Annotated in this window: 20 protein-coding genes; 9 read left to right on the forward strand and 11 right to left on the reverse strand. The window is 52.0% G+C overall.

Annotated features, from left to right (window positions below):
• The gene (gene hemH, locus AC07N2_RS08150) at window positions 1-1,107 is read left to right on the forward strand and encodes a ferrochelatase (RefSeq protein ID WP_494777781.1); all 1,107 of its coding nucleotides are present in this window, start codon (window positions 1-3) and stop codon (window positions 1,105-1,107) included.
• Between the two features lie 131 nt (window positions 1,108-1,238).
• On the opposite strand, the gene AC07N2_RS08155 is transcribed toward hemH, so the two are convergent.
• Window positions 1,239-1,367 (reverse strand): hypothetical protein, encoded by a 129-nt coding sequence (locus AC07N2_RS08155; RefSeq protein WP_494777782.1) that lies wholly within the window; start codon window positions 1,365-1,367, stop codon window positions 1,239-1,241.
• Window positions 1,368-1,577: 210 nt separating this feature from the next.
• On the opposite strand from AC07N2_RS08155, the gene grpE reads away from it, so the two are divergent.
• The 7 genes from grpE (at window position 1,578) to AC07N2_RS08190 (ending at window position 8,354) form a co-directional block, all read left to right on the forward strand.
• The gene (gene grpE, locus AC07N2_RS08160) at window positions 1,578-2,117 is read left to right on the forward strand and encodes a nucleotide exchange factor GrpE (protein WP_494777783.1); all 540 of its coding nucleotides are present in this window, start codon (window positions 1,578-1,580) and stop codon (window positions 2,115-2,117) included.
• An 89-nt stretch (window positions 2,118-2,206) separates the two neighbouring features.
• Window positions 2,207-4,159, forward strand: a complete 1,953-nt coding sequence (gene dnaK / locus AC07N2_RS08165; RefSeq protein ID WP_494777784.1) for a molecular chaperone DnaK — start codon at window positions 2,207-2,209, stop codon at window positions 4,157-4,159.
• Window positions 4,160-4,342: 183 nt separating this feature from the next.
• The gene (gene dnaJ / locus AC07N2_RS08170) at window positions 4,343-5,467 is read left to right on the forward strand and encodes a molecular chaperone DnaJ (protein ID WP_076593466.1); all 1,125 of its coding nucleotides are present in this window, start codon (window positions 4,343-4,345) and stop codon (window positions 5,465-5,467) included.
• 111 nt (window positions 5,468-5,578) lie between these two features.
• Window positions 5,579-6,166, forward strand: a complete 588-nt coding sequence (locus AC07N2_RS08175) for a chalcone isomerase family protein (protein WP_494777785.1) — start codon at window positions 5,579-5,581, stop codon at window positions 6,164-6,166.
• A gap of 190 nt (window positions 6,167-6,356) precedes the next feature.
• On the forward strand, window positions 6,357-7,055 hold the full coding sequence (gene can, locus AC07N2_RS08180; RefSeq protein ID WP_494777786.1) for a carbonate dehydratase: 699 nt from the start codon (window positions 6,357-6,359) through the stop codon (window positions 7,053-7,055).
• 66 nt (window positions 7,056-7,121) lie between these two features.
• On the forward strand, window positions 7,122-7,985 hold the full coding sequence (ypfJ, locus tag AC07N2_RS08185) for a KPN_02809 family neutral zinc metallopeptidase (RefSeq protein WP_076593469.1): 864 nt from the start codon (window positions 7,122-7,124) through the stop codon (window positions 7,983-7,985).
• Between the two features lie 75 nt (window positions 7,986-8,060).
• Entirely contained in the window at window positions 8,061-8,354 is a 294-nt protein-coding gene (locus tag AC07N2_RS08190) for a chorismate mutase (protein ID WP_076593470.1), read from the forward strand.
• A gap of 116 nt (window positions 8,355-8,470) precedes the next feature.
• Here the strand turns inward: AC07N2_RS08190 and panB are convergent, their stop codons facing one another.
• The 7 genes from panB to hda form a co-directional block, all read right to left on the reverse strand.
• Entirely contained in the window at window positions 8,471-9,289 is an 819-nt protein-coding gene (gene panB / locus AC07N2_RS08195; RefSeq protein WP_494777787.1) for a 3-methyl-2-oxobutanoate hydroxymethyltransferase, read from the reverse strand.
• Between the two features lie 2 nt (window positions 9,290-9,291).
• Complete coding sequence (locus AC07N2_RS08200) at window positions 9,292-9,933, reverse strand: deoxynucleoside kinase (RefSeq protein ID WP_494777788.1); 642 nt, start codon at window positions 9,931-9,933, stop codon at window positions 9,292-9,294.
• Between the two features lie 57 nt (window positions 9,934-9,990).
• Window positions 9,991-10,338, reverse strand: a complete 348-nt coding sequence (locus tag AC07N2_RS08205) for a DMT family protein (protein WP_494777789.1) — start codon at window positions 10,336-10,338, stop codon at window positions 9,991-9,993.
• Window positions 10,339-10,412: 74 nt separating this feature from the next.
• A complete protein-coding gene (gene folK, locus AC07N2_RS08210) occupies window positions 10,413-10,901 on the reverse strand; it encodes a 2-amino-4-hydroxy-6-hydroxymethyldihydropteridine diphosphokinase (RefSeq protein WP_494777790.1) in 489 nt (162 codons plus the stop codon).
• Entirely contained in the window at window positions 10,898-12,256 is a 1,359-nt protein-coding gene (pcnB, locus tag AC07N2_RS08215; protein ID WP_494777791.1) for a polynucleotide adenylyltransferase PcnB, read from the reverse strand. Before pcnB ends, folK begins: the two co-directional genes overlap by 4 nt.
• Window positions 12,249-12,923, reverse strand: a complete 675-nt coding sequence (locus AC07N2_RS08220) for a histidinol-phosphatase (RefSeq protein ID WP_494777792.1) — start codon at window positions 12,921-12,923, stop codon at window positions 12,249-12,251. The genes pcnB and AC07N2_RS08220 overlap by 8 nt, the downstream gene beginning before the upstream one ends.
• Window positions 12,920-13,603, reverse strand: coding sequence for a DnaA regulatory inactivator Hda (hda, locus tag AC07N2_RS08225; protein ID WP_494777793.1), 684 nt, complete (start codon window positions 13,601-13,603; stop codon window positions 12,920-12,922). The genes AC07N2_RS08220 and hda overlap by 4 nt, the downstream gene beginning before the upstream one ends.
• Before the next feature lie 352 nt (window positions 13,604-13,955).
• Between hda and purM the strand changes: the two genes are divergently transcribed.
• Entirely contained in the window at window positions 13,956-14,999 is a 1,044-nt protein-coding gene (gene purM / locus AC07N2_RS08230; protein WP_494777794.1) for a phosphoribosylformylglycinamidine cyclo-ligase, read from the forward strand.
• A gap of 88 nt (window positions 15,000-15,087) precedes the next feature.
• Here purM and AC07N2_RS08235 read toward each other — a convergent pair whose 3' ends face one another.
• From AC07N2_RS08235 to AC07N2_RS08245, 3 genes are all read right to left on the reverse strand, one after another.
• Window positions 15,088-15,972, reverse strand: a complete 885-nt coding sequence (locus AC07N2_RS08235) for a proteasome-type protease (RefSeq protein ID WP_494777795.1) — start codon at window positions 15,970-15,972, stop codon at window positions 15,088-15,090.
• 64 nt (window positions 15,973-16,036) lie between these two features.
• Window positions 16,037-16,843, reverse strand: a complete 807-nt coding sequence (locus tag AC07N2_RS08240) for a transglutaminase family protein (RefSeq protein ID WP_494777796.1) — start codon at window positions 16,841-16,843, stop codon at window positions 16,037-16,039.
• On the reverse strand, window positions 16,844-17,800 hold the full coding sequence (locus AC07N2_RS08245; RefSeq protein WP_494777797.1) for an alpha-E domain-containing protein: 957 nt from the start codon (window positions 17,798-17,800) through the stop codon (window positions 16,844-16,846).

The following is a 17,800-nucleotide window of genomic DNA, read 5'->3' on the forward strand; positions in this document are numbered from 1 at the left end:
ATGTCCTTTAGAACTGAACCACCGTATACCCACGGCACCATACCGAAAACCGCCGTTGTACTGGTCAATCTTGGTACGCCTGATGCACCCACGACATCTGCGGTGCGGCGTTACCTGAAGCAGTTTCTGTCTGATCCGCGCGTGGTGGAAATTCCTCGTGCAATCTGGTGGTTCATCCTTCATTTCCTCATCCTGCCGTTTCGCTCCGGGCAATCAGCCAAGAAATACGCATCGATCTGGAGTAATGAAGGTTCGCCTCTGAAGGTGCATACCGAAAAACAAGCCAAGCTGCTGGGTGGTTATCTGGGCGAGCGCGGTCACAAGGTCAAAGTTGTCTACGCCATGCGCTATGGCAATCCATCGGTGGCCAGCGTATTGCAGCAATTGAAGGTGGATGGTTGCGACCGAGTTTTGGTGTTGCCTGCGTATCCGCAATATTCCGGCACCACGACCGCTTCCATTTTCGACGCTGTATTCAGCCATTACGCGCAAGAGCGCAATGTACCGGAGCTGCGCTTCGTCAAGCATTACCACGATCACGACGGCTATATTCGCGCCTTGCGCAAGTCAGTGCTTGCTCACTGGGATATGGCCGGTCGGCCGGATAAACTGGTGATGAGCTTCCATGGCGTGCCAAAACGTACGTTGACGCTGGGCGATCCCTACCACTGTGAATGCCATAAAACGGCGCGCTTGCTGGCAAAAGAACTGGGCCTGACGCCAGATCAGTATTTGGTGACCTTCCAATCGCGCTTCGGCAAGGCGGAATGGCTGCAGCCGTACACAGCACCCACTTTGCGTAAATTGGCAAAAGAGGGCATCAACCGCGTGGATGTCATTTGTCCCGGATTTATTGGCGACTGCCTGGAAACTCTGGAAGAAATCGCGATGGAAGCACGTCACGACTTCATGAGTGCCGGCGGCAAGGACTTCAATTACATCCCATGCCTGAATGAAGATGATGCCTGGATTAAGGCAATGGCGGAAATTACGGAGTTGCACTTGATCGGCTGGCCGACTATTGTTCCGTCTTCGCAGCGCGAAGAGCAGGAGCAGCAGGCGCGTACCTCGCTGGAAGAGGCAAAACGTCTGGGCGCAGCCCAATAAAGGTCAAATCAGGCAGAAATGAGGGTTTTTTACCGAAAAACCTTGAATTTTTGCGATTAAGCAGCATTTATGGAAGGTAAAAGCGTATCTGGCGCTTTTCCTTTCAAAGCGCTCATGTTGCGCGCATTGTTTTACAATGCGACATAACAAATGACTGCAGCCGCAACGGCGGTATAGGCCACAATCGATAGGGAAATGACTGGCAGTTTCATGATGTTTTCTATCGTCAGGGATGATGTCGTGAAAAATGGCGTGTTCACCCCTATAGCCTAGTTCGTGTGGAAAAAAATACCATCCCATGAATGGATGATTTTTTGTAACAAAGACCACACTGCAGCGTTTATCATCGCGTTTCGCGAATTAATTGGGAAGTCCGCCAGAATACCCCTTGAAATAGTGTGGGATAACCCCATGTGCACTGTCGCATTGGCATTTTTTGTCATAACTCATTGATTGTTGGAGATTTTTTCATGCAAGACCAAGATAAATACGCTGAGCAAGCAGCGTCGATCGACGAGCCGGTAACGGCTGAGGCGGCACCTGCTTCTACTCCTACCCTGGAGGAGCAGCTCGCGGCGTCCCAATTGCTCGTACAAGAATTGCAGGACTCATTCTTGCGTGCCAAAGCCGAAGTAGAGAATTTCCGTCGCCGTGCGCAGGAAGACGTTACCCGTGCGCACAAATTTGCGATTGAAGGCTTTGCCGAGATGCTGGTTCCGGTAAAAGACAGCCTGGAAATGGCGTTGCAAGTAGAAACACCTTCCGTTGATTCGTTGAAGGAAGGCGTGGAAATGACCTTGAAACAGCTGAACGCTGCTTTCGAGAAGAATCGTTTGTTGGAAATTAAACCGCAACAAGGCGACAAACTGGACCCGATGAAACATCAGGCCATTTCAGTCGTCCCTGCCGATCAGGAAGCCAATACGATCGTCAGTACGCTGCAAAAAGGATATCTGATTGCAGATCGCTTGTTACGTCCGGCGCTGGTAACGGTTGCACAAGAAAAATAACTTGAAAGCACCTGTTTACGCCACATATTGACGTTAACAAATTTTGTATTTAACAGTTTCGCATCACAGACATTAAGGGAAAGACCATCATGGGCAAAATAATTGGTATTGATTTAGGTACGACCAACTCCTGCGTAGCAATCATGGAAGGTGGCAAGCCGAAAGTTATCGAAAATTCGGAAGGCGCACGTACTACGCCATCCGTTATTGCATATCAGGAAGACGGCGAAATTCTGGTTGGTGCACCGGCTAAACGCCAGGCAGTTACCAATCCAAAAAACACACTGTACGCAGTCAAGCGTTTGATCGGCCGTAAATTCGACGAAAAAGAAGTGCAGAAAGATATCGGCATGATGCCGTATCAAATCGTCAAAGCCGACAACGGCGACGCATGGATCTCCGTGCGCGACAAGAAGCTGGCTGCACAGCAAATTTCCGCAGAAATCCTGCGCAAAATGAAAAAAACCGCTGAAGACTACCTCGGCGAAGAAGTGACCGAAGCGGTCATTACCGTTCCTGCGTACTTCAACGATGCACAACGTCAAGCAACCAAAGACGCTGGTCGTATCGCTGGTCTGGACGTCAAGCGCATCATCAACGAACCGACTGCGGCAGCGTTGGCGTTTGGTCTCGACAAAGGCGGCAAAGGTGATCGCAAGATCGCTGTGTACGATTTGGGCGGCGGTACTTTCGATATCTCGATCATTGAGATCGCAGACGTTGATGGCGAAATGCAATTTGAAGTGTTGTCGACCAATGGTGACACCTTCCTCGGTGGTGAAGATTTCGATCAACGCATCATCGATTACATCATCGACGAATTCAAAAAGATCAACGGTCTCGATTTGTCGAAAGACGCGATTGCACTGCAACGTATCAAGGCTTCGGCAGAACGCGCGAAGATTGAACTGTCGTCGTCGCAACAAACTGAAATCAACGAACCGTACATCGCGATGGCGAACGGCGCACCTGTGCATTTGAACATGAAGATCACACGTGCAAAACTGGAATCGTTGGTTGAAGAACTGATCAGCAAAACCATTGCACCACTGAGCATCGCAATCAAGGATGCAGGCGTCAAAGTATCTGACATCGACGACATCATTCTGGTCGGCGGTATGACCCGTATGCCTAAGGTGCAAGAGAAAGTAAAAGAATTCTTCGGCAAAGAACCACGCAAAGACGTCAACCCAGATGAAGCGGTTGCAGTCGGTGCAGCGATTCAAGGTTCGGTCTTGTCCGGTGATCGTAAAGATCTGTTGTTGCTCGACGTAACTCCGTTGTCCCTCGGTATCGAAACCCTGGGTGGCGTGATGACGAAGATGATTCAAAAGAACACCACGATTCCGACCAAGTTTAGCCAAGTGTTCTCGACCGCTGATGACAACCAACCTGCGGTAACGATCAAAGTGTTCCAAGGTGAACGCGAGATGGCAGTTGGTAACAAAGCTTTGGGCGAATTCAATCTGGAAGGTATTCCACCATCGGCACGCGGTACGCCACAGATTGAAGTGACCTTCGACATCGATGCCAACGGTATTTTGCACGTCGGCGCGAAAGACAAGGCAACCGGCAAGGAAAACAAGATCACCATCAAGGCAAACTCTGGTTTGACCGAAGAAGAAATTCAAAAGATGGTGCAGGACGCCGAAGCCAATGCAGAAGAAGACAAACGTCTGAAAGAAGTTGCAGAAGCGCACAACCAAGGCGACGCGTTGGTGCATTCGACCCGCAAATCGTTGGCTGAATACGGCGATAAGCTGGAAGCTGGCGAGAAGGAAAAAATCGAAGCAGCGATTGCTGAGCTGGAAGAAGCATTGAAAGGTAGCGACAAAGCTGCCATCGATGAAAAATCCGCAGCCTTGTCAGCTGCCGCACAAAAACTCGGCGAGAAGATGTATGCCGATATGCAAGCACAACAAGCAGCAGGCGCTGCCGGTGCTGATGCAGGTGCGGGCGATGCTGGTCACGCTCAAGCAGATGCGAAAGCACAGCATGACGACGTGGTTGATGCTGACTTCAAGGAAGTCAAAGACAAGTAATTTTGATTGGTCAAGCGGCTGGATTTATTAATGCAAAAGCTGCTTGGCACTTCAAATTACTGTTTTGAAGTGCTTTGTAATTTTCGTTAATTTGTCTGTGCCATGCAGACTCGCCGGGTCGAATGGTTCTCAAAAAACCGTCGACTCGGCGTTTTAGTTTAGATAGAACAAGGCGCCTACAAAATGGCAAAACGTGATTTTTACGAAATCCTCGGACTGGGCAAAAATGCCACCGATGATGAAATCAAGAAGGCATATCGCAAGCTTGCAATGAAGCACCACCCGGATCGCAATCCGGATAGCAAGGGCGCGGAAGACAAGTTCAAGGAAGCCAAAGAGGCTTACGAGATGCTGTCCGACCCGCAAAAGCGCGATGCTTATGACCGTTACGGTCATGCCGGTGTCGATCCGAATATGGGTGGCGGCGGAGGTGGCGGCGGTTTTGCCGATGCCTTCGGCGATATCTTCGGCGACATCTTTGGTCAAGCTGGTGGTGGCCGCGGCGGTCGCAGCGGACCACAGGTTTATCGCGGTGCTGATTTACGCTACAACCTCGAAATTACGCTGGAACAGGCTGCACACGGTTACGACACGACGATACGCGTTCCTTCATGGGATAGCTGCGAGACTTGTGACGGCAGCGGTGCCAAGCCAGGTACTTCGCCTATCAACTGCACCACGTGCGGTGGACATGGCCAGGTTCGTATGCAGCAAGGCTTCTTCAGCGTGTTGCAAACCTGCCCGAAATGTCACGGTAGCGGCAAGATCAATCCGTCGCCTTGTGCTGCATGTAGCGGCGCAGGCAAGATCAAACGCAACAAGACACTGGAAGTCAAAATCCCATCCGGGATTGATGACGGCATGCGCATTCGTTCGTCCGGTAACGGCGAACCAGGCATGAATGGTGGCCCGCCGGGCGATCTGTATGTGGAAATTCGCATCAAGCAGCACGCGATGTTCCAGCGCGATGGCGACGATCTGCATTGCGAGATTCCAATCTCGTTTGCGAAAGCGGCATTGGGCGGCGAAATCGAAGTGCCAACCTTGAGCGGCAAGGCATCGTTCACGATTCCAGAGGGTACGCAGTCGGGTAAAACCTTCCGTTTGCGTAGCAAAGGCATCAAGGGCGTGCGTTCCGGTTACGCCGGCGATCTGTTCTGCCACGTGATAGTGGAAACGCCAGTCACGCTGACAGAGCGTCAAAAGGAATTGTTGCGCGAGTTTGAGCAATTGACGGTAGAAGGCGGCTCCAAGCACAGCCCGCAGACCAAGTCATGGAAAGACAAGGTTAAGGAATTCTTCGAGTAAGAATGTACCTTGCTAGCAAATGCCGGTCGATTTTTCGACCGGCATTTTTTTTTGGTTGCTCGCCGGCCTGCAAGGTTCTATGCTGGCTTCACAACAACCATTGGAGACACCATGAAACCGTTTAAAGCAATCGGCGGCATGCTGGCTGTGTGCTGTGCTCTGTTTTTCGCCCATACTGCAACGGCGGTCGAGCTGGCCGGTGTAAAGCTCGATGACAGCATCAAGGTCGCTAATCAGGATCTCAGGCTCAATGGTGTCGGGATACGTACCAAAGTGATCTTCAAAGTCTATGTCGCCGGTCTCTATCTGACAGACAAGAAAACCACTACAGCCGATGTGTTGGCGGCACCCGGTGCGCGCCGTGTCCATATTGTGATGTTGCGCGATGTCGGTAGTGAGGAATTCGGCAAGGCTTTCACCAGTGGCATAGATCAAAATACTGATGCAAGTGAGCGTACTGCCTTGGCCGCGCCTATGGCGAAATTCAACGCAATGTTTGGCTCCGTGTCTCAACTGAAAGAAGGTGATGTATTGCATGTGGATTGGCTGCCAGGCAGCGGCATGACAGTGCAGTTGAACGGCAAGCGCATCCTTGAGCCGATAAACGATGTGGCGTTCTATAACGCGGTACTGCGTATCTGGCTGGGAGCGAAGCCGGTCGACGATAAACTCAAACGACAATTACTCGGAGAGCAGTAAGTTGCAACATCGCTCACAGAGCCTGCTATGGTAGGCGAGATATCTAAAGCCGCTGACTGATTTGGTCAGCGGCTTTTTTATCGCCAGTGCCGGCGTAATGCAGTCCATCTCTAGTTGATAATTCCAGATAAAATGGCAGCCACCGCTGATACGCCGTTTGTGTATTGAACCGGCAGCATGATTGATAAAGATGACAGAAAAAAAGAAAGAACCGCTCGCGCTGGAACAACTGTTCCAGAAAAACCGTAATTGGGCCGCAGCTATGGTGGCGGAGGATGCAGAATTCTTCGCAAAACTTGCCGCACAGCAATCGCCTGAATATTTGTGGATAGGTTGTTCCGATAGCCGTGTTCCTGCGAATGAAATTGTCGATTTGCAGCCGGGCGAGTTATTCGTCCACCGTAATATCGCCAACGTGGTGGCGCACTCGGATTTGAATTGCTTATCGGTCTTGCAGTTTGCTATCGATGTACTGGGTGTCAAACATGTGATCGTATGCGGTCACTATGGCTGTTCAGGGGTGCATGCGGCGATGACGCGCCGTCGCGTCGGTTTGGCAGATAACTGGTTGCGTCATGTGCAGGATGTGCACCAAAAGCATGGTCGCTATCTGCGCGATACTTTGCCGACGCAGGCGCAGCATGATCGCTTGTGTGAATTGAATGTGATCGAGCAGGTCGCCAATGTGTGCCGCACAACCATCGTGCAGGACGCATGGGAGCGTGGACAGGAATTGACGATACATGGCTGGGTGTATGGCTTGAAGGATGGTTTGCTCAGCGATCTCGGCGTGACGATTGATTGCCCGGATGCTGCAGATGAAAAGCTGAAGAATAGTTTTGCGCGGTATGAACAAGTGGAAGAACGTGTTGATCCAAGTGCCGATTGAGATAATCGCAATGTGGCATGAACAGAAGTTTTCACTACAAATCACTAGCGTCAGCCCGGAGGCGATATGAAATGGGAAGGTAATCGCGAAAGCGACAACGTTGAAGACAGACGCGGTAGTGGCGGCGGTGGGTTTGGCGGCCGCTCTATCGGTATCGGCACCATCGTCATCGCATTGCTGGGCTCTTATTTTCTCGGCATCAATCCGGCGACGATTATCAGTCTGCTGAGTGGTGGCCCCGGTCAGTTGCAATCGCAGCAGGCACCGGCGCAACGTCCTCCGGCTGATGATCAAACGGCGAAGTTTGTCTCAACAGTCTTGGCTGATACAGAAGATACTTGGGGACCCATTTTTCGCGAGAGCGGTGGGACTTACGTGAGGCCGAAACTGGTGCTGTTTTCCGGTCAGACGCCTACAGCGTGCGGTACTGGCGATACAGCTGCGGGTCCTTTCTATTGCCCTGGCGACCAGAAGGTATATATCGATCTGGAGTTCTTCCAAACCATGCGTGATCGCTTCCGTGTATCCAGTAATTTTGCGCAAGCTTATGTGATTGCACATGAAGTTGGACATCATGTGCAGCACATTAGCGGCATCATGGATAAAGTGGAACAGGCAAAACGCGGCGGATCGCAAAAGCAGGCGAATGCCTTGTCAGTCAAAGTCGAGTTGCAGGCAGATTGCTTTGCTGGTGTCTGGGCATATCACGCCAATCAGGCGCGCAGCATTTTGGAAAACGGTGATGTGGAAAGCGCATTGAAGGCTGCCAGTGCGATTGGCGACGATGCCTTGCAGCGGCAATCGCAAGGTGTGGTGGTGCCGGATTCATTTACACATGGCACGTCAGCACAACGCGTGCGTTGGTTCCAGCGCGGCATACAGCGCGGCGACTTGAATGATTGCAATACCTTTGCGGCCAGAGAGCTTTAATTACACTATTTGATTACAATCACGCACCTGCCAAAGTGAGTTGGCAGCTTGCGTCGATTTTGCAGGAGAGCATAAATGGAAGATTCTGAATTGGCAGTACTACGCGTCGAGATCGACAAGATCGATGCACAAATGGTCGAGCTGTTAGCTAAACGCTTCAACATTACTAATCAGGTTGGTGCATTGAAGGCGCAGAAGAAGTTAAGCGCAATTGATCCAGAGCGCGAAGCACGTCAAGCGCAACGCTATACCGAGCTGGCAAATGAATTCGGCGTGAAGCCGCAGGTGGTGCAGAATTTGTTTCGCGGCATCATCGACGAAGTAGTCGTCAATCATCGCGCGATTGCCATGCAAACGGCGTTTCAGTAAAAACTGAAATGCAGCAACGACTCAGATTCGTTGCTGCATAAAATCACACCAGTTATTTCAATGATAGTTGCAATGCTGAATGTAGCGCTGCAACCACTTCATCAGACCTTATCGCTTCAGAAGCAATGTTCCGGTGCAGGGAAGGAGCCATCCTTGACTGCTGCAATATAGGCACGTGTTGCGCCTTCTATGCTGGTCTGGCCTTCCATGAAGTTTCTGACGAAGCGGGCTTTCTTGCCCGGGAAGACGTTGATGTAGTCATGCAGTACCAGTACCTGCCCTGAGCAATCAGGGCCTGCACCGATGCCGATAGTCGGCATGGCCACCAGTTCAGTGACTTCCTTGCCCAGTGATGCTGGAATCGCTTCCAGCAATAACATGGAAGCACCAGCAGCTTGCAATGCCAGCGCGTCGCTTTTCAATTGTTCTGCCGCTTCTGCGGTCTTGCCTTGCACTTTGTAACCACCAAACTGATGTACAAACTGCGGCGTCAAGCCCAGATGCACCATGACCGGAATTGCACGCTCAGTCAAAAAACGAACGGTGTCGGCCATCCATGCGCCGCCTTCGAGTTTGACCATTTGTGCGCCGGCTTGCACCAGCTTGACTGCATTCTTGAAGGCATCTTCTTTCGTTGCATAAGAACCAAAAGGCATGTCGGACATGACGAATGCAGTCTTGGAGCCGCGTGCTACGCAAGCGGTGTGATAGGCGACATCTTCTATCGTCACTGGCAAGGTTGAATTATGTCCTTGGCATACCATGCCGAGCGAATCGCCAATCAGGATCATCTCTACGCCGCAGGTATCCATCATCGACGCGAAGCTCGCATCGTAAGCGGTCAGCATGGTGATCTTCTCGCCGCGTTCTTTCATTGCGAGCAGGGATGGGACGGTTACAGCTTTGGTACGTGCTTCTTGCAAATAGCTGGACATACTTATTCTCCACGGCTAAAAAATTCGCGTTTTCCACGCATGTTGGCAATGCGTGTCAGCAACAGCGCAAAGTCTTCATCATTATCAATCGGGTTCAAATGTTCGGTATTGACGATCAGTAGCGGTGCCGTATCGTAGTCATAAAAAATACGGCTATAGCTTTCGCACAGGCGATGCATATAGTTTTCCGAAATGCCGGCTTCCATAGGAATGCCGCGTTTCCGGATGCGATCAATCAGGGTTTGCGGTTCTGCCTGCAGATAGATCACCAGATCAGGCAAAGGCGCTTGCGGACGCAGATGATCGTAGAGTTGCTGGTACAGCGCCAACTCATCGTCGCTCAGCGTCAGGCGTGCAAAGATAGGATCCTTGTCCAGCAGGAAATCGGACACGATGCGCGTATCGAACAAATCCGGTTGCGCCAGGTCGCGTAATTGATTCATGCGTTGCAGCAGGAAAAACATTTGCGTCGGCAAGGCGTAGCGCGCAGCATCGCGATAAAACTTTTCGAGGAAGGGATTTTCTTCCGGCAACTCCAGCAATGTTTGCGCGCCGAGTTTTTCTGCGAGCTTGCGTGCAAGTGTCGTCTTGCCGGCACCGATGGCACCTTCTACCACGACATATTTGTATTTTTCAAAATCCATAATGATGGCTTCTTGTCCGTTTCTGTTAGCAGTGTTGCGATGACTTTGCACGCAGCGTCATGTGCGGAAAATGAAATAAACTGCACCGACCAAACACAGTGCTGCCCATACATAATCCAGCTTGAACGGCTGATCCATAAAAACGATGGCAAATGGCACGAACACCGTGAGTGTAATCGCTTCCTGCATAATTTTCAGTTGAGCCAAACTGAACTGTGTATAGCCGATGCGATTGGCAGGCACTTGCAGTAAATATTCGAACAGTGCAATTCCCCAGCTGATCAGCGCGGCTATCCACCAAGGCTTGGATGCAAGCCCTTTCAAATGGCCGTACCAAGCGATGGTCATGAATACATTCGATAGCGTCAATAAGCCGATTGTTTGAACGATTACAGGAATCTGCATGGCGGCCTCGTGAAGTGAGTATTCATTCTGGAGAGTGGGGTAATGCTGGATGTTTGAGCTGATTACAGAAGCTGTTAAGCAATCTTCTGTATCGCCTGATCTGCGACTGCTGGCACGAATTGATGTGCTGCACCCTGGCCGGGAATGATGATGAAGGGATCGATCTGCAGCAATGGAATCAGCACGAATGCACGTGCTGTCATGCGCGGGTGCGGCACGGATAATGTAGGTGTAGCAATGATTTCATCGCCATACAACAACACATCGAGATCCAGCGTGCGTGGTGCATTAAAGTAAGGACGTTCACGTCCGAACGTTTGTTCCAATGCCAGCAATGCCTGCAACAATTCTTCAGCAGACAGACTGGTGCTAACGCGTGCAACAGCATTGATGTAATCGTCGCCGCTGGAATCTATCGGCGCAGTACGGAAGAGCGATGACTGCCCAGTCACGCGTGTGGTAGGCAGTTGATCCAGCTCAGTCAATGCACGCAGAACATTGCCCTCGGCATCACCCAGATTCGAGCCGATGCCAATGTAAGCGGTGATCTGCGGTTTGCTCATTCAGGTGTGGCTGGATTGGTTTTGCGTGAACGGCTACGACGGCGTGGACGTTTTTTGGCCGGGCCTTCGCTCGCGCTTGCGGCGGCAGGTTTTTTCGCCAACAGTGCTTCGCGGCCTGGGCCGTCTGCTTCCATGAATGCCGTCCACCATTCGCCAATTTCGTTATCGATTTCTCCGGATGCACAACGCAGCAACAGGAAGTCGTAGCCGGCGCGCATGCGCAGATGTTCGAGCAGCTTGTATGGCGATTTACCGACACGACGTTCGAAGCGCGGTTGCATCGCCCAGATATCGCGCATATCGGATGCGATCTTCCGTTGCAATGCGAGCTTGTCGGTTTGTGTATTCAAGACATCGTCGGCTGCCAGATGCAGAGCAGGAATCGGATATTCGCCAGCCGCTTGATAGGCTGTCCATTTTTCCAACACTTGATGCCACAGTAGGGAGGCGAACAGGAAGCCGGGAGAAACCGGTTTACCTTGCTTGACGCGTTCATCGGTGCTGGCTAATGCCAAGCGTACGAATTTTTCACCCAGTGGTTGTTCCAGCACGACGTCGAGCAAAGGCAGCAAGCCGTGATGCAAACCTTCCTTGCGCAACTGTTGCAAACAGGCGAGTGCGGAACCGCTCATCAGCAGTTTCAACATCTCATCGAACACGCGTGCTGCGGGTACGTTGTTGATCAATGGAGCCATCACGCTGATCGGTGCGCTGGTGGCTGGGTCGATGGTGAAGTTGAGCTTGGCAGCGAAGCGTACGACGCGCAGCAAGCGCACAGGATCTTCGCGGTAACGCGCTTCCGGTACGCCGATGATGCGCAGTGTTTTATTGCGGATATCGGCCATGCCGCCGTGATAGTCCAGCACGGTTTGCGTGGCTGGATCGTAGTACATCGCATTGATGGTGAAGTCGCGGCGCAGCGCATCTTCATGTTGTTCGCCGAAGGTGTTGTCGCGCAGTACGCGGCCGTGTTCATCCTTGGGCGCTGCATCGGTCGAGGTGCCGCGGAAGGTGGTTACTTCCAGCAAATCCTGGCCGAACATGACGTGCACGATTTGAAAACGTTTGCCGATGATGAAGGCACGGCGGAACAGGCGTTTGACTTGTTCTGGCGTTGCATTGGTGGCGATATCGAAATCTTTAGGTTTGACACCCAGCAGTAGATCGCGCACGGCGCCACCGACTAAAAAGGCTTTGTATCCTGCCTGCTGCAAAGTGCTGGTGACACGGATCGCATTGGAAGAAACCAATTGCGGATCGATGCCGTGCTCTTTTGCAGTCAGTACCACCGGTTGGGTGTGGTCACCTGTTTTTTGTTTTGTGCCGAGGATACGACGGATAAGCTTTTTAATCATTGAATAGATTGATGATCGGCCAGCCCTGCGCTTGAGCGTGCGCAGTCAGCAAGGCGTTAGGGTTGGTTGCAATCGGATGAGTGACGATGGACAACAAGGGAATATCGTTTTGCGAGTCGCTATAAAAATAGCTGCGTTCGAAATCCTTCAAGGAAAGGCCGCGCGCGGCCAGCCACGCATTGGTATGTGTGATTTTACCCGCGCCTGAGGTTGGGATGCCAACTAGTTTTCCGGTCAGATTGCCGTCGGGTTTGAGTTCCGGTTCGGCAGCGATTAAATGCTCGACGCCGAGCGCTTGCGCAATCGGTGCTGTAATAAAGCGATTGGTCGCAGTGACGATGGCAATCAGATCACCGGCGTCTTGATGTTTTTTCAATAAATCACGTGCTGGCGGCAGGATAACCGGATGAATCACTTCTTTCATGAAGGCTAGGTGCCAGTCGTCCAGTTGCGTACGCGGGAATTGCGCCAGCGTACCAAGCACGAATTCCTGGTATTCGGTGGGATTCAAGGTGCCGTTCTGGTACTGCACAAAGAATTCGGCATTACGCGCGGCATAGGCTGCCTGGTCTACTGCACCGGTACGAGAGAGAAATTGTCCCCATTCGTAATCAGAATCGATCGGGAGCAGCGTGTGGTCGAGGTCGAATAAAGCCAGGTTTGTCATGAATTTGTGTCGTTTTCCCGTTGCAACAGTTCGCGCAGCAAGGGCAGGGTAATTGGTCGTTTTGTTTCCAGTGAGTACTGATCAAGTGCGTCCAGCATCGCCGATAAAGAGCGCATATCGCGCGCAAAATGCGTAATGAGGTAGGGTAACACGCCAGGCGACAGTGTTAGCCCGCGCGCGGTTGCCGTGTGCGTCAATGCGGCGATCTTTTCTTCATCGCTCAAGCCGTGTACCTGATAGATCAAGCCCCAGCCGAAGCGGGTGCGCAAATCTTCACGCACGGTAAGGGTGGCGGGTGCAGCGTTGCCAGCGGCGATCAGGCAGCCGCCTTGTTCGCGTACCTGGTTAAAGAGCGCGAAGGCTGCAATTTGCGCATCCGGCGTCAGTTTGTGGCTATCGTCGATCAGATAGAGCGTGGTCGCCGTGTCGTACAGGAAGTCATCGGTCGTGGCATCGCCAGCGATATAGCGGGTTTGCGGCGTTTCAGCCATGGCGCGCAGCAGATGCGTTTTGCCAGCACCGGCATCGCCCCATATATAGACAAAGCGCTCGTCCAGTCCATTTGGGCTACCTTGCGACAGGCGTTGTAGTAACTGAGCCAATTCTTCATTGGCTCCGACTACAAACGATTCCAGTGTCTGTGGTTTTTCGGCGGGTAAATCGAGTAACAACTGCCTCATGCTTGTTTCGTCATATTTATTTGTGAAAAAGGCAATGCTCGTATTTGGCAAGAAAGGCTCGAATAGAGCCGTTTCATGGCAAACACAGAGACATATCCCTGTTTATTTTGCTGGTTCGGTAAAGAAAGTGACATCAAATGAGGGAGGAGGGGGATCGATTTGATAAAATACCGCTTAGCCCGAATTATAGAGCCTGAATCATCCTGTTTTGGAAGCGCGCATATTTTGATTTTGCTCGCGATGACTCCCGCTCATTGCGATCCTGATCCGCTTCGTCCTCCAAAACAATGATCCACAGGTCAGCCATCCGGCCACAACCGTCTATTTTACTGCCTCTGCTGCCAATCACATCATGAGTTCCACTTCTAATATTTCACTTTCCTATCGCGACGCTGGTGTTGACATCGATGCAGGCGATGCCCTGGTCGAAGCGATCAAGCCATTTGCCAAGCGCACCATGCGCGAAGGCGTAATGGGCGGCCTCGGCGGTTTCGGTGCCATGTTCGAAATCAGCAAGAAGTACAAAGAGCCAGTACTGGTGTCCGGTACTGATGGCGTCGGCACCAAGCTGAAGCTGGCATTTGAATTGAATCGTCACGACACAGTCGGTATCGATCTGGTCGCGATGAGCGTCAACGACATTCTGGTGCAAGGCGCAGAGCCTTTGTTCTTCCTTGATTACTTCGCTTGCGGCAAGCTCGATGTAGCGATCGCAACAGACGTGATCAAAGGCGTGGCCAAAGGTTGCGAGCAAGCTGGTTGCGCGTTGATCGGTGGCGAAACTGCTGAAATGCCTAGCATGTACCCAGCTGGCGAATACGATCTGGCCGGCTTCGCAGTCGGTGCAGTGGAAAAATCGAAAATCATCGATGGCACCAAGATTACTCCGGGTGACGTGGTCCTGGGTCTGGCTTCGTCGGGCGCACACTCCAACGGTTATTCGCTGGTACGCAAGATCATCTCGGTCGCGAATCCAGATTTGAACGCCGATTTCCACGGTCGCAAACTGGCTGACGTGTTGATGGAACCTACCCGCATTTACGTCAAACCTTTGCTGGCACTGATGGCATCCATGGAAGTCAAAGGCATGGTCCATATCACTGGCGGCGGCTTGGTGGAAAACATTCCACGCGTATTGCAGCCGCATCTGACCGCTGTGCTGGAAAGCAGCGCATGGGATATGCCACCACTGTTCAAATGGTTGCAACAACATGGCGGCGTGGCTGACGCAGAAATGCATCGCGTCTTCAACTGCGGTATCGGCATGACCGTGATCGTAGCGAAAGAAAATGCAGATGCAGCGATCGCGCAATTGAAAGCTGCTGGTGAAACCGTGATGCGTATCGGTGAAATCCGTGAACGTGCAGAAGGTCAGGCGCAAACCGTCGTTCTGTAATCACTGTGCTGTAAAAGCACACGCAACAAATTAAAAAGGCTGCAACACATAGTGTTGCAGCCTTTTTCTTTGTCCAAATGAATTCGGTTTAATGTTGCTTGTTATTGCCTTCGTCTTGCGCCAAGGTTTGTAGCGGCGCTGGCGTTGCGGTCGTGGTGTCGATGCCGAATTTGGCAGGAGGCAAGATACGCAGCGGCTGGCTCTTCTGTGCCTGACTGGAGAGCACATTGCTGCTGGCATCCGGGGCTGCGTTCCATACGGGGTCGTCTATGCTTTCAAACACCGATTTCAATTGCTTGCCCCAGGTGTTGCGTATCATCTGGAAGTACTGATTGTTTTCATCAATGGTAACGAAGCGGGTCACGGCCAGCGTGTCCGTTTCATAAATCAGCAAATCCAGTGGCAAGCCGACCGAGATATTCGAGCGCAAGGTCGAGTCCATCGAAATCAATGCGCACTTCGCGGCTTCATCCAGTGGCGTATCTGTGCTGACGATGCGATCAATGATGGGTTTGCCGTACTTCGATTCACCGATCTGAAAATATGTATTCTCATCGTGTGACTCGATGAAGTTACCGGCGGAATACATCTGGAACAAACGACAACGTTCGCCCTTGATCTGCCCGCCAAAAATCATGCTGGCATTGAAGTCGATGCCGAATTGTTCCAGCGTAGCCGCATCGCGATCATGCACGACACGGATTGCTTCACCGACGACTTGCGCCGCTTCATACATGGATGACACGTTCCAGATACTTTTTCCACTGGCCGTTGTATGTTCGGCAATGATTTGTCGTACGGATTGCGAAATCGACAAGTTCCCTGCTGTCATCAAGACAATCAAGCGGTCGCCCGGTATCTCGAAGATGTTCATCTTGCGGAAAGTACCGACGTGGTCTACGCCGGCATTGGTGCGCGAATCAGAGAGAAAAACCAGCCCGGCATCCAGGCGCATCGCAACACAATAAGTCATGGTGATGAAGGAAAAAGCAAAACGCGAATTTTACAGGAAGAGGGAGTGTTCTTCATTTCTTCAACTATTGCGACAACATCGGCACTACCTTGACGCTGACATCCAGTGATTCTTCGCCGCCGCCACGTCGTACGCCACTCACCGGTGCAGCTGAATCGTAATCGCGCGCGACCGCCAGACGGCAATGTGCATCGCTTGCAAATCCGGCATGCGTGACATCTATGCTGATCCAGCCAGTGAAATCACTTTCCTCTACCCAGACATCAACCCATGCATGACTTTCTGCATGGCCAGTACTGCCGGAATCGATGTAGCCGGATACATAGCGCGTGGGGATACATCTGGTGTGGCAGCAGGCAATGAACAAATGCGCATGATCCTGGCATACGCCCTGGCCCAGTTGTAGTGCATCGTTGGCGGTGGTGGTGACACCAGTTGCACCGCTTTGGTACATCACTGCACCACAAATTGCTTCGGCTAGTTGCAGCAGATCGCTGCTGCTGTTGCCGCGCAAATGTTGTGCGGCAAATGCGCGGATATGTTCGCTAGGTTCAGTCAGGCGCGTCGTCACGGTGAAAACCAGCGGCGATAAAGCACCGTTTTCCAGCAGGCGACCGCGATCAAGTGGCGTGATGTCGACTTCGCCGGCGACCACAATGCGTACTGCATCATGTTTGCCGGTGATTGTCAGCATGTGGCATAGGTTACCGAAGGCATCGGCGAAGGCATGGCGTTGGCCGGATGTATCGATATGCCAGGACAAGAGATGTTGGTGTGATTCAACACGCGGTGTCAGGCGCAATTGCTGGATGGTGTATGCCAGTGGCGATGTGTATCGATACAGGGTTTCATGGCGAATAGCGAGTCGCATCTAGGCCGCCAATGGAACGAGGAATTCGCGGCTGATGCGATTACCCAGTTCATAAATGTGTTCAAAAAATTCTGTCAGATAGTCGTGCAAACCTTCTTTCAAAATGTCGTTGATGGAGGCAAATTTCAACTCGGCGTGCAGCTTGCCGGCGAAGCGTAGCGTGTCGTTGTGGGTGTCGTCAGTGACCATGCGCAGATTACGTACGACTTCTGTCAGACAGGCCAGCAGCGAGCGCGGCATGTCGGCGTGCAGCATCAATAAATCGGCAACGCGTGCCGGTGTGATCGCATCACGATAGACCTTGCGATAAATCTCGAAGGCGGAGACAGAGCGCAAGATGGCTGCCCAATAGTAAAAGTCGATTTGGTTTTCATTCCTCAGTTTTTCCCGCGATTGCGTAGCGGCACCGTGAAACTTGACGTCGAGTATGCGCGCAGTATTGTCAGCCCGTTCGAGGAAGGTGCCGAGTCGGATGAAATAGAGTGCTTCATCCTGCAGCATGGTGCCGAAGGTGACGCCGCGCGATAGGTGTGAGCGATGTTTGACCCACTCAAAGAACTGGCTGGGATCGTGTTCAAACTCACTTTCATTGAGCTGATTGTGCATCTCCAGCCAAGTGGTGTTGTGTGTTTCCCAGACCTCAGTGGTGAGTGTGCCGCGCACGGCGCGCGCGTTCTCACGTGCAGCACGCAGACAGGATGCGATCGACGATGCATGCGTGGTATCGCGCACCAGAAAGTGCAGCACATTGTCTGATGTCACTTTCGGATGTTTTTGATCGTAGGCATCCTGCAATTCAGAGATGCCTAGCGTCGCGCGCCAGCCTTGTTCGGCAGTGTGCGCAGATTGTGGCAACAAGGCAGTCTGAACGTTTACATCCAGCATGCGGGCGGTATTCTCGGCGCGCTCGGTGTAGCGCGCCATCCAGAACAGGTGATCGGCTGTGCGACTGAGCAT

The sequence above is a fragment of the Herminiimonas sp. GW821-FHT09C12 genome, from assembly GCF_059416385.1.

Bases quoted from the DNA above. Each gene is read 5' to 3' on its own strand.
- AC07N2_RS08220 (WP_494777792.1), bottom strand. From the start codon at position 12,923: ATGACAAACCTGGCTTTATTCGACCTCGACCACACGCTGCTCCCGATC.
- panB (WP_494777787.1), bottom strand. From the start codon at position 9,289: ATGTCCAGCTATTTGCAAGAAGCACGTACCAAAGCTGTAACCGTCCCA.
- grpE (WP_494777783.1), top strand. From the start codon at position 1,578: ATGCAAGACCAAGATAAATACGCTGAGCAAGCAGCGTCGATCGACGAG.
- dnaJ (WP_076593466.1), top strand. From the start codon at position 4,343: ATGGCAAAACGTGATTTTTACGAAATCCTCGGACTGGGCAAAAATGCC.
- AC07N2_RS08200 (WP_494777788.1), bottom strand. From the start codon at position 9,933: ATGGATTTTGAAAAATACAAATATGTCGTGGTAGAAGGTGCCATCGGT.
- AC07N2_RS08205 (WP_494777789.1), bottom strand. From the start codon at position 10,338: ATGCAGATTCCTGTAATCGTTCAAACAATCGGCTTATTGACGCTATCG.
- ypfJ (WP_076593469.1), top strand. From the start codon at position 7,122: ATGAAATGGGAAGGTAATCGCGAAAGCGACAACGTTGAAGACAGACGC.
- AC07N2_RS08240 (WP_494777796.1), bottom strand. From the start codon at position 16,843: ATGCGACTCGCTATTCGCCATGAAACCCTGTATCGATACACATCGCCA.
- AC07N2_RS08190 (WP_076593470.1), top strand. From the start codon at position 8,061: ATGGAAGATTCTGAATTGGCAGTACTACGCGTCGAGATCGACAAGATC.
- AC07N2_RS08175 (WP_494777785.1), top strand. From the start codon at position 5,579: ATGAAACCGTTTAAAGCAATCGGCGGCATGCTGGCTGTGTGCTGTGCT.
- dnaK (WP_494777784.1), top strand. From the start codon at position 2,207: ATGGGCAAAATAATTGGTATTGATTTAGGTACGACCAACTCCTGCGTA.
- hda (WP_494777793.1), bottom strand. From the start codon at position 13,603: ATGAGGCAGTTGTTACTCGATTTACCCGCCGAAAAACCACAGACACTG.
- purM (WP_494777794.1), top strand. From the start codon at position 13,956: ATGAGTTCCACTTCTAATATTTCACTTTCCTATCGCGACGCTGGTGTT.
- AC07N2_RS08235 (WP_494777795.1), bottom strand. From the start codon at position 15,972: ATGACTTATTGTGTTGCGATGCGCCTGGATGCCGGGCTGGTTTTTCTC.
- can (WP_494777786.1), top strand. From the start codon at position 6,357: ATGACAGAAAAAAAGAAAGAACCGCTCGCGCTGGAACAACTGTTCCAG.
- AC07N2_RS08245 (WP_494777797.1), bottom strand. From the start codon at position 17,800: ATGCTCAGTCGCACAGCCGATCACCTGTTCTGGATGGCGCGCTACACC.
- hemH (WP_494777781.1), top strand. From the start codon at position 1: ATGTCCTTTAGAACTGAACCACCGTATACCCACGGCACCATACCGAAA.
- pcnB (WP_494777791.1), bottom strand. From the start codon at position 12,256: ATGATTAAAAAGCTTATCCGTCGTATCCTCGGCACAAAACAAAAAACA.
- folK (WP_494777790.1), bottom strand. From the start codon at position 10,901: ATGAGCAAACCGCAGATCACCGCTTACATTGGCATCGGCTCGAATCTG.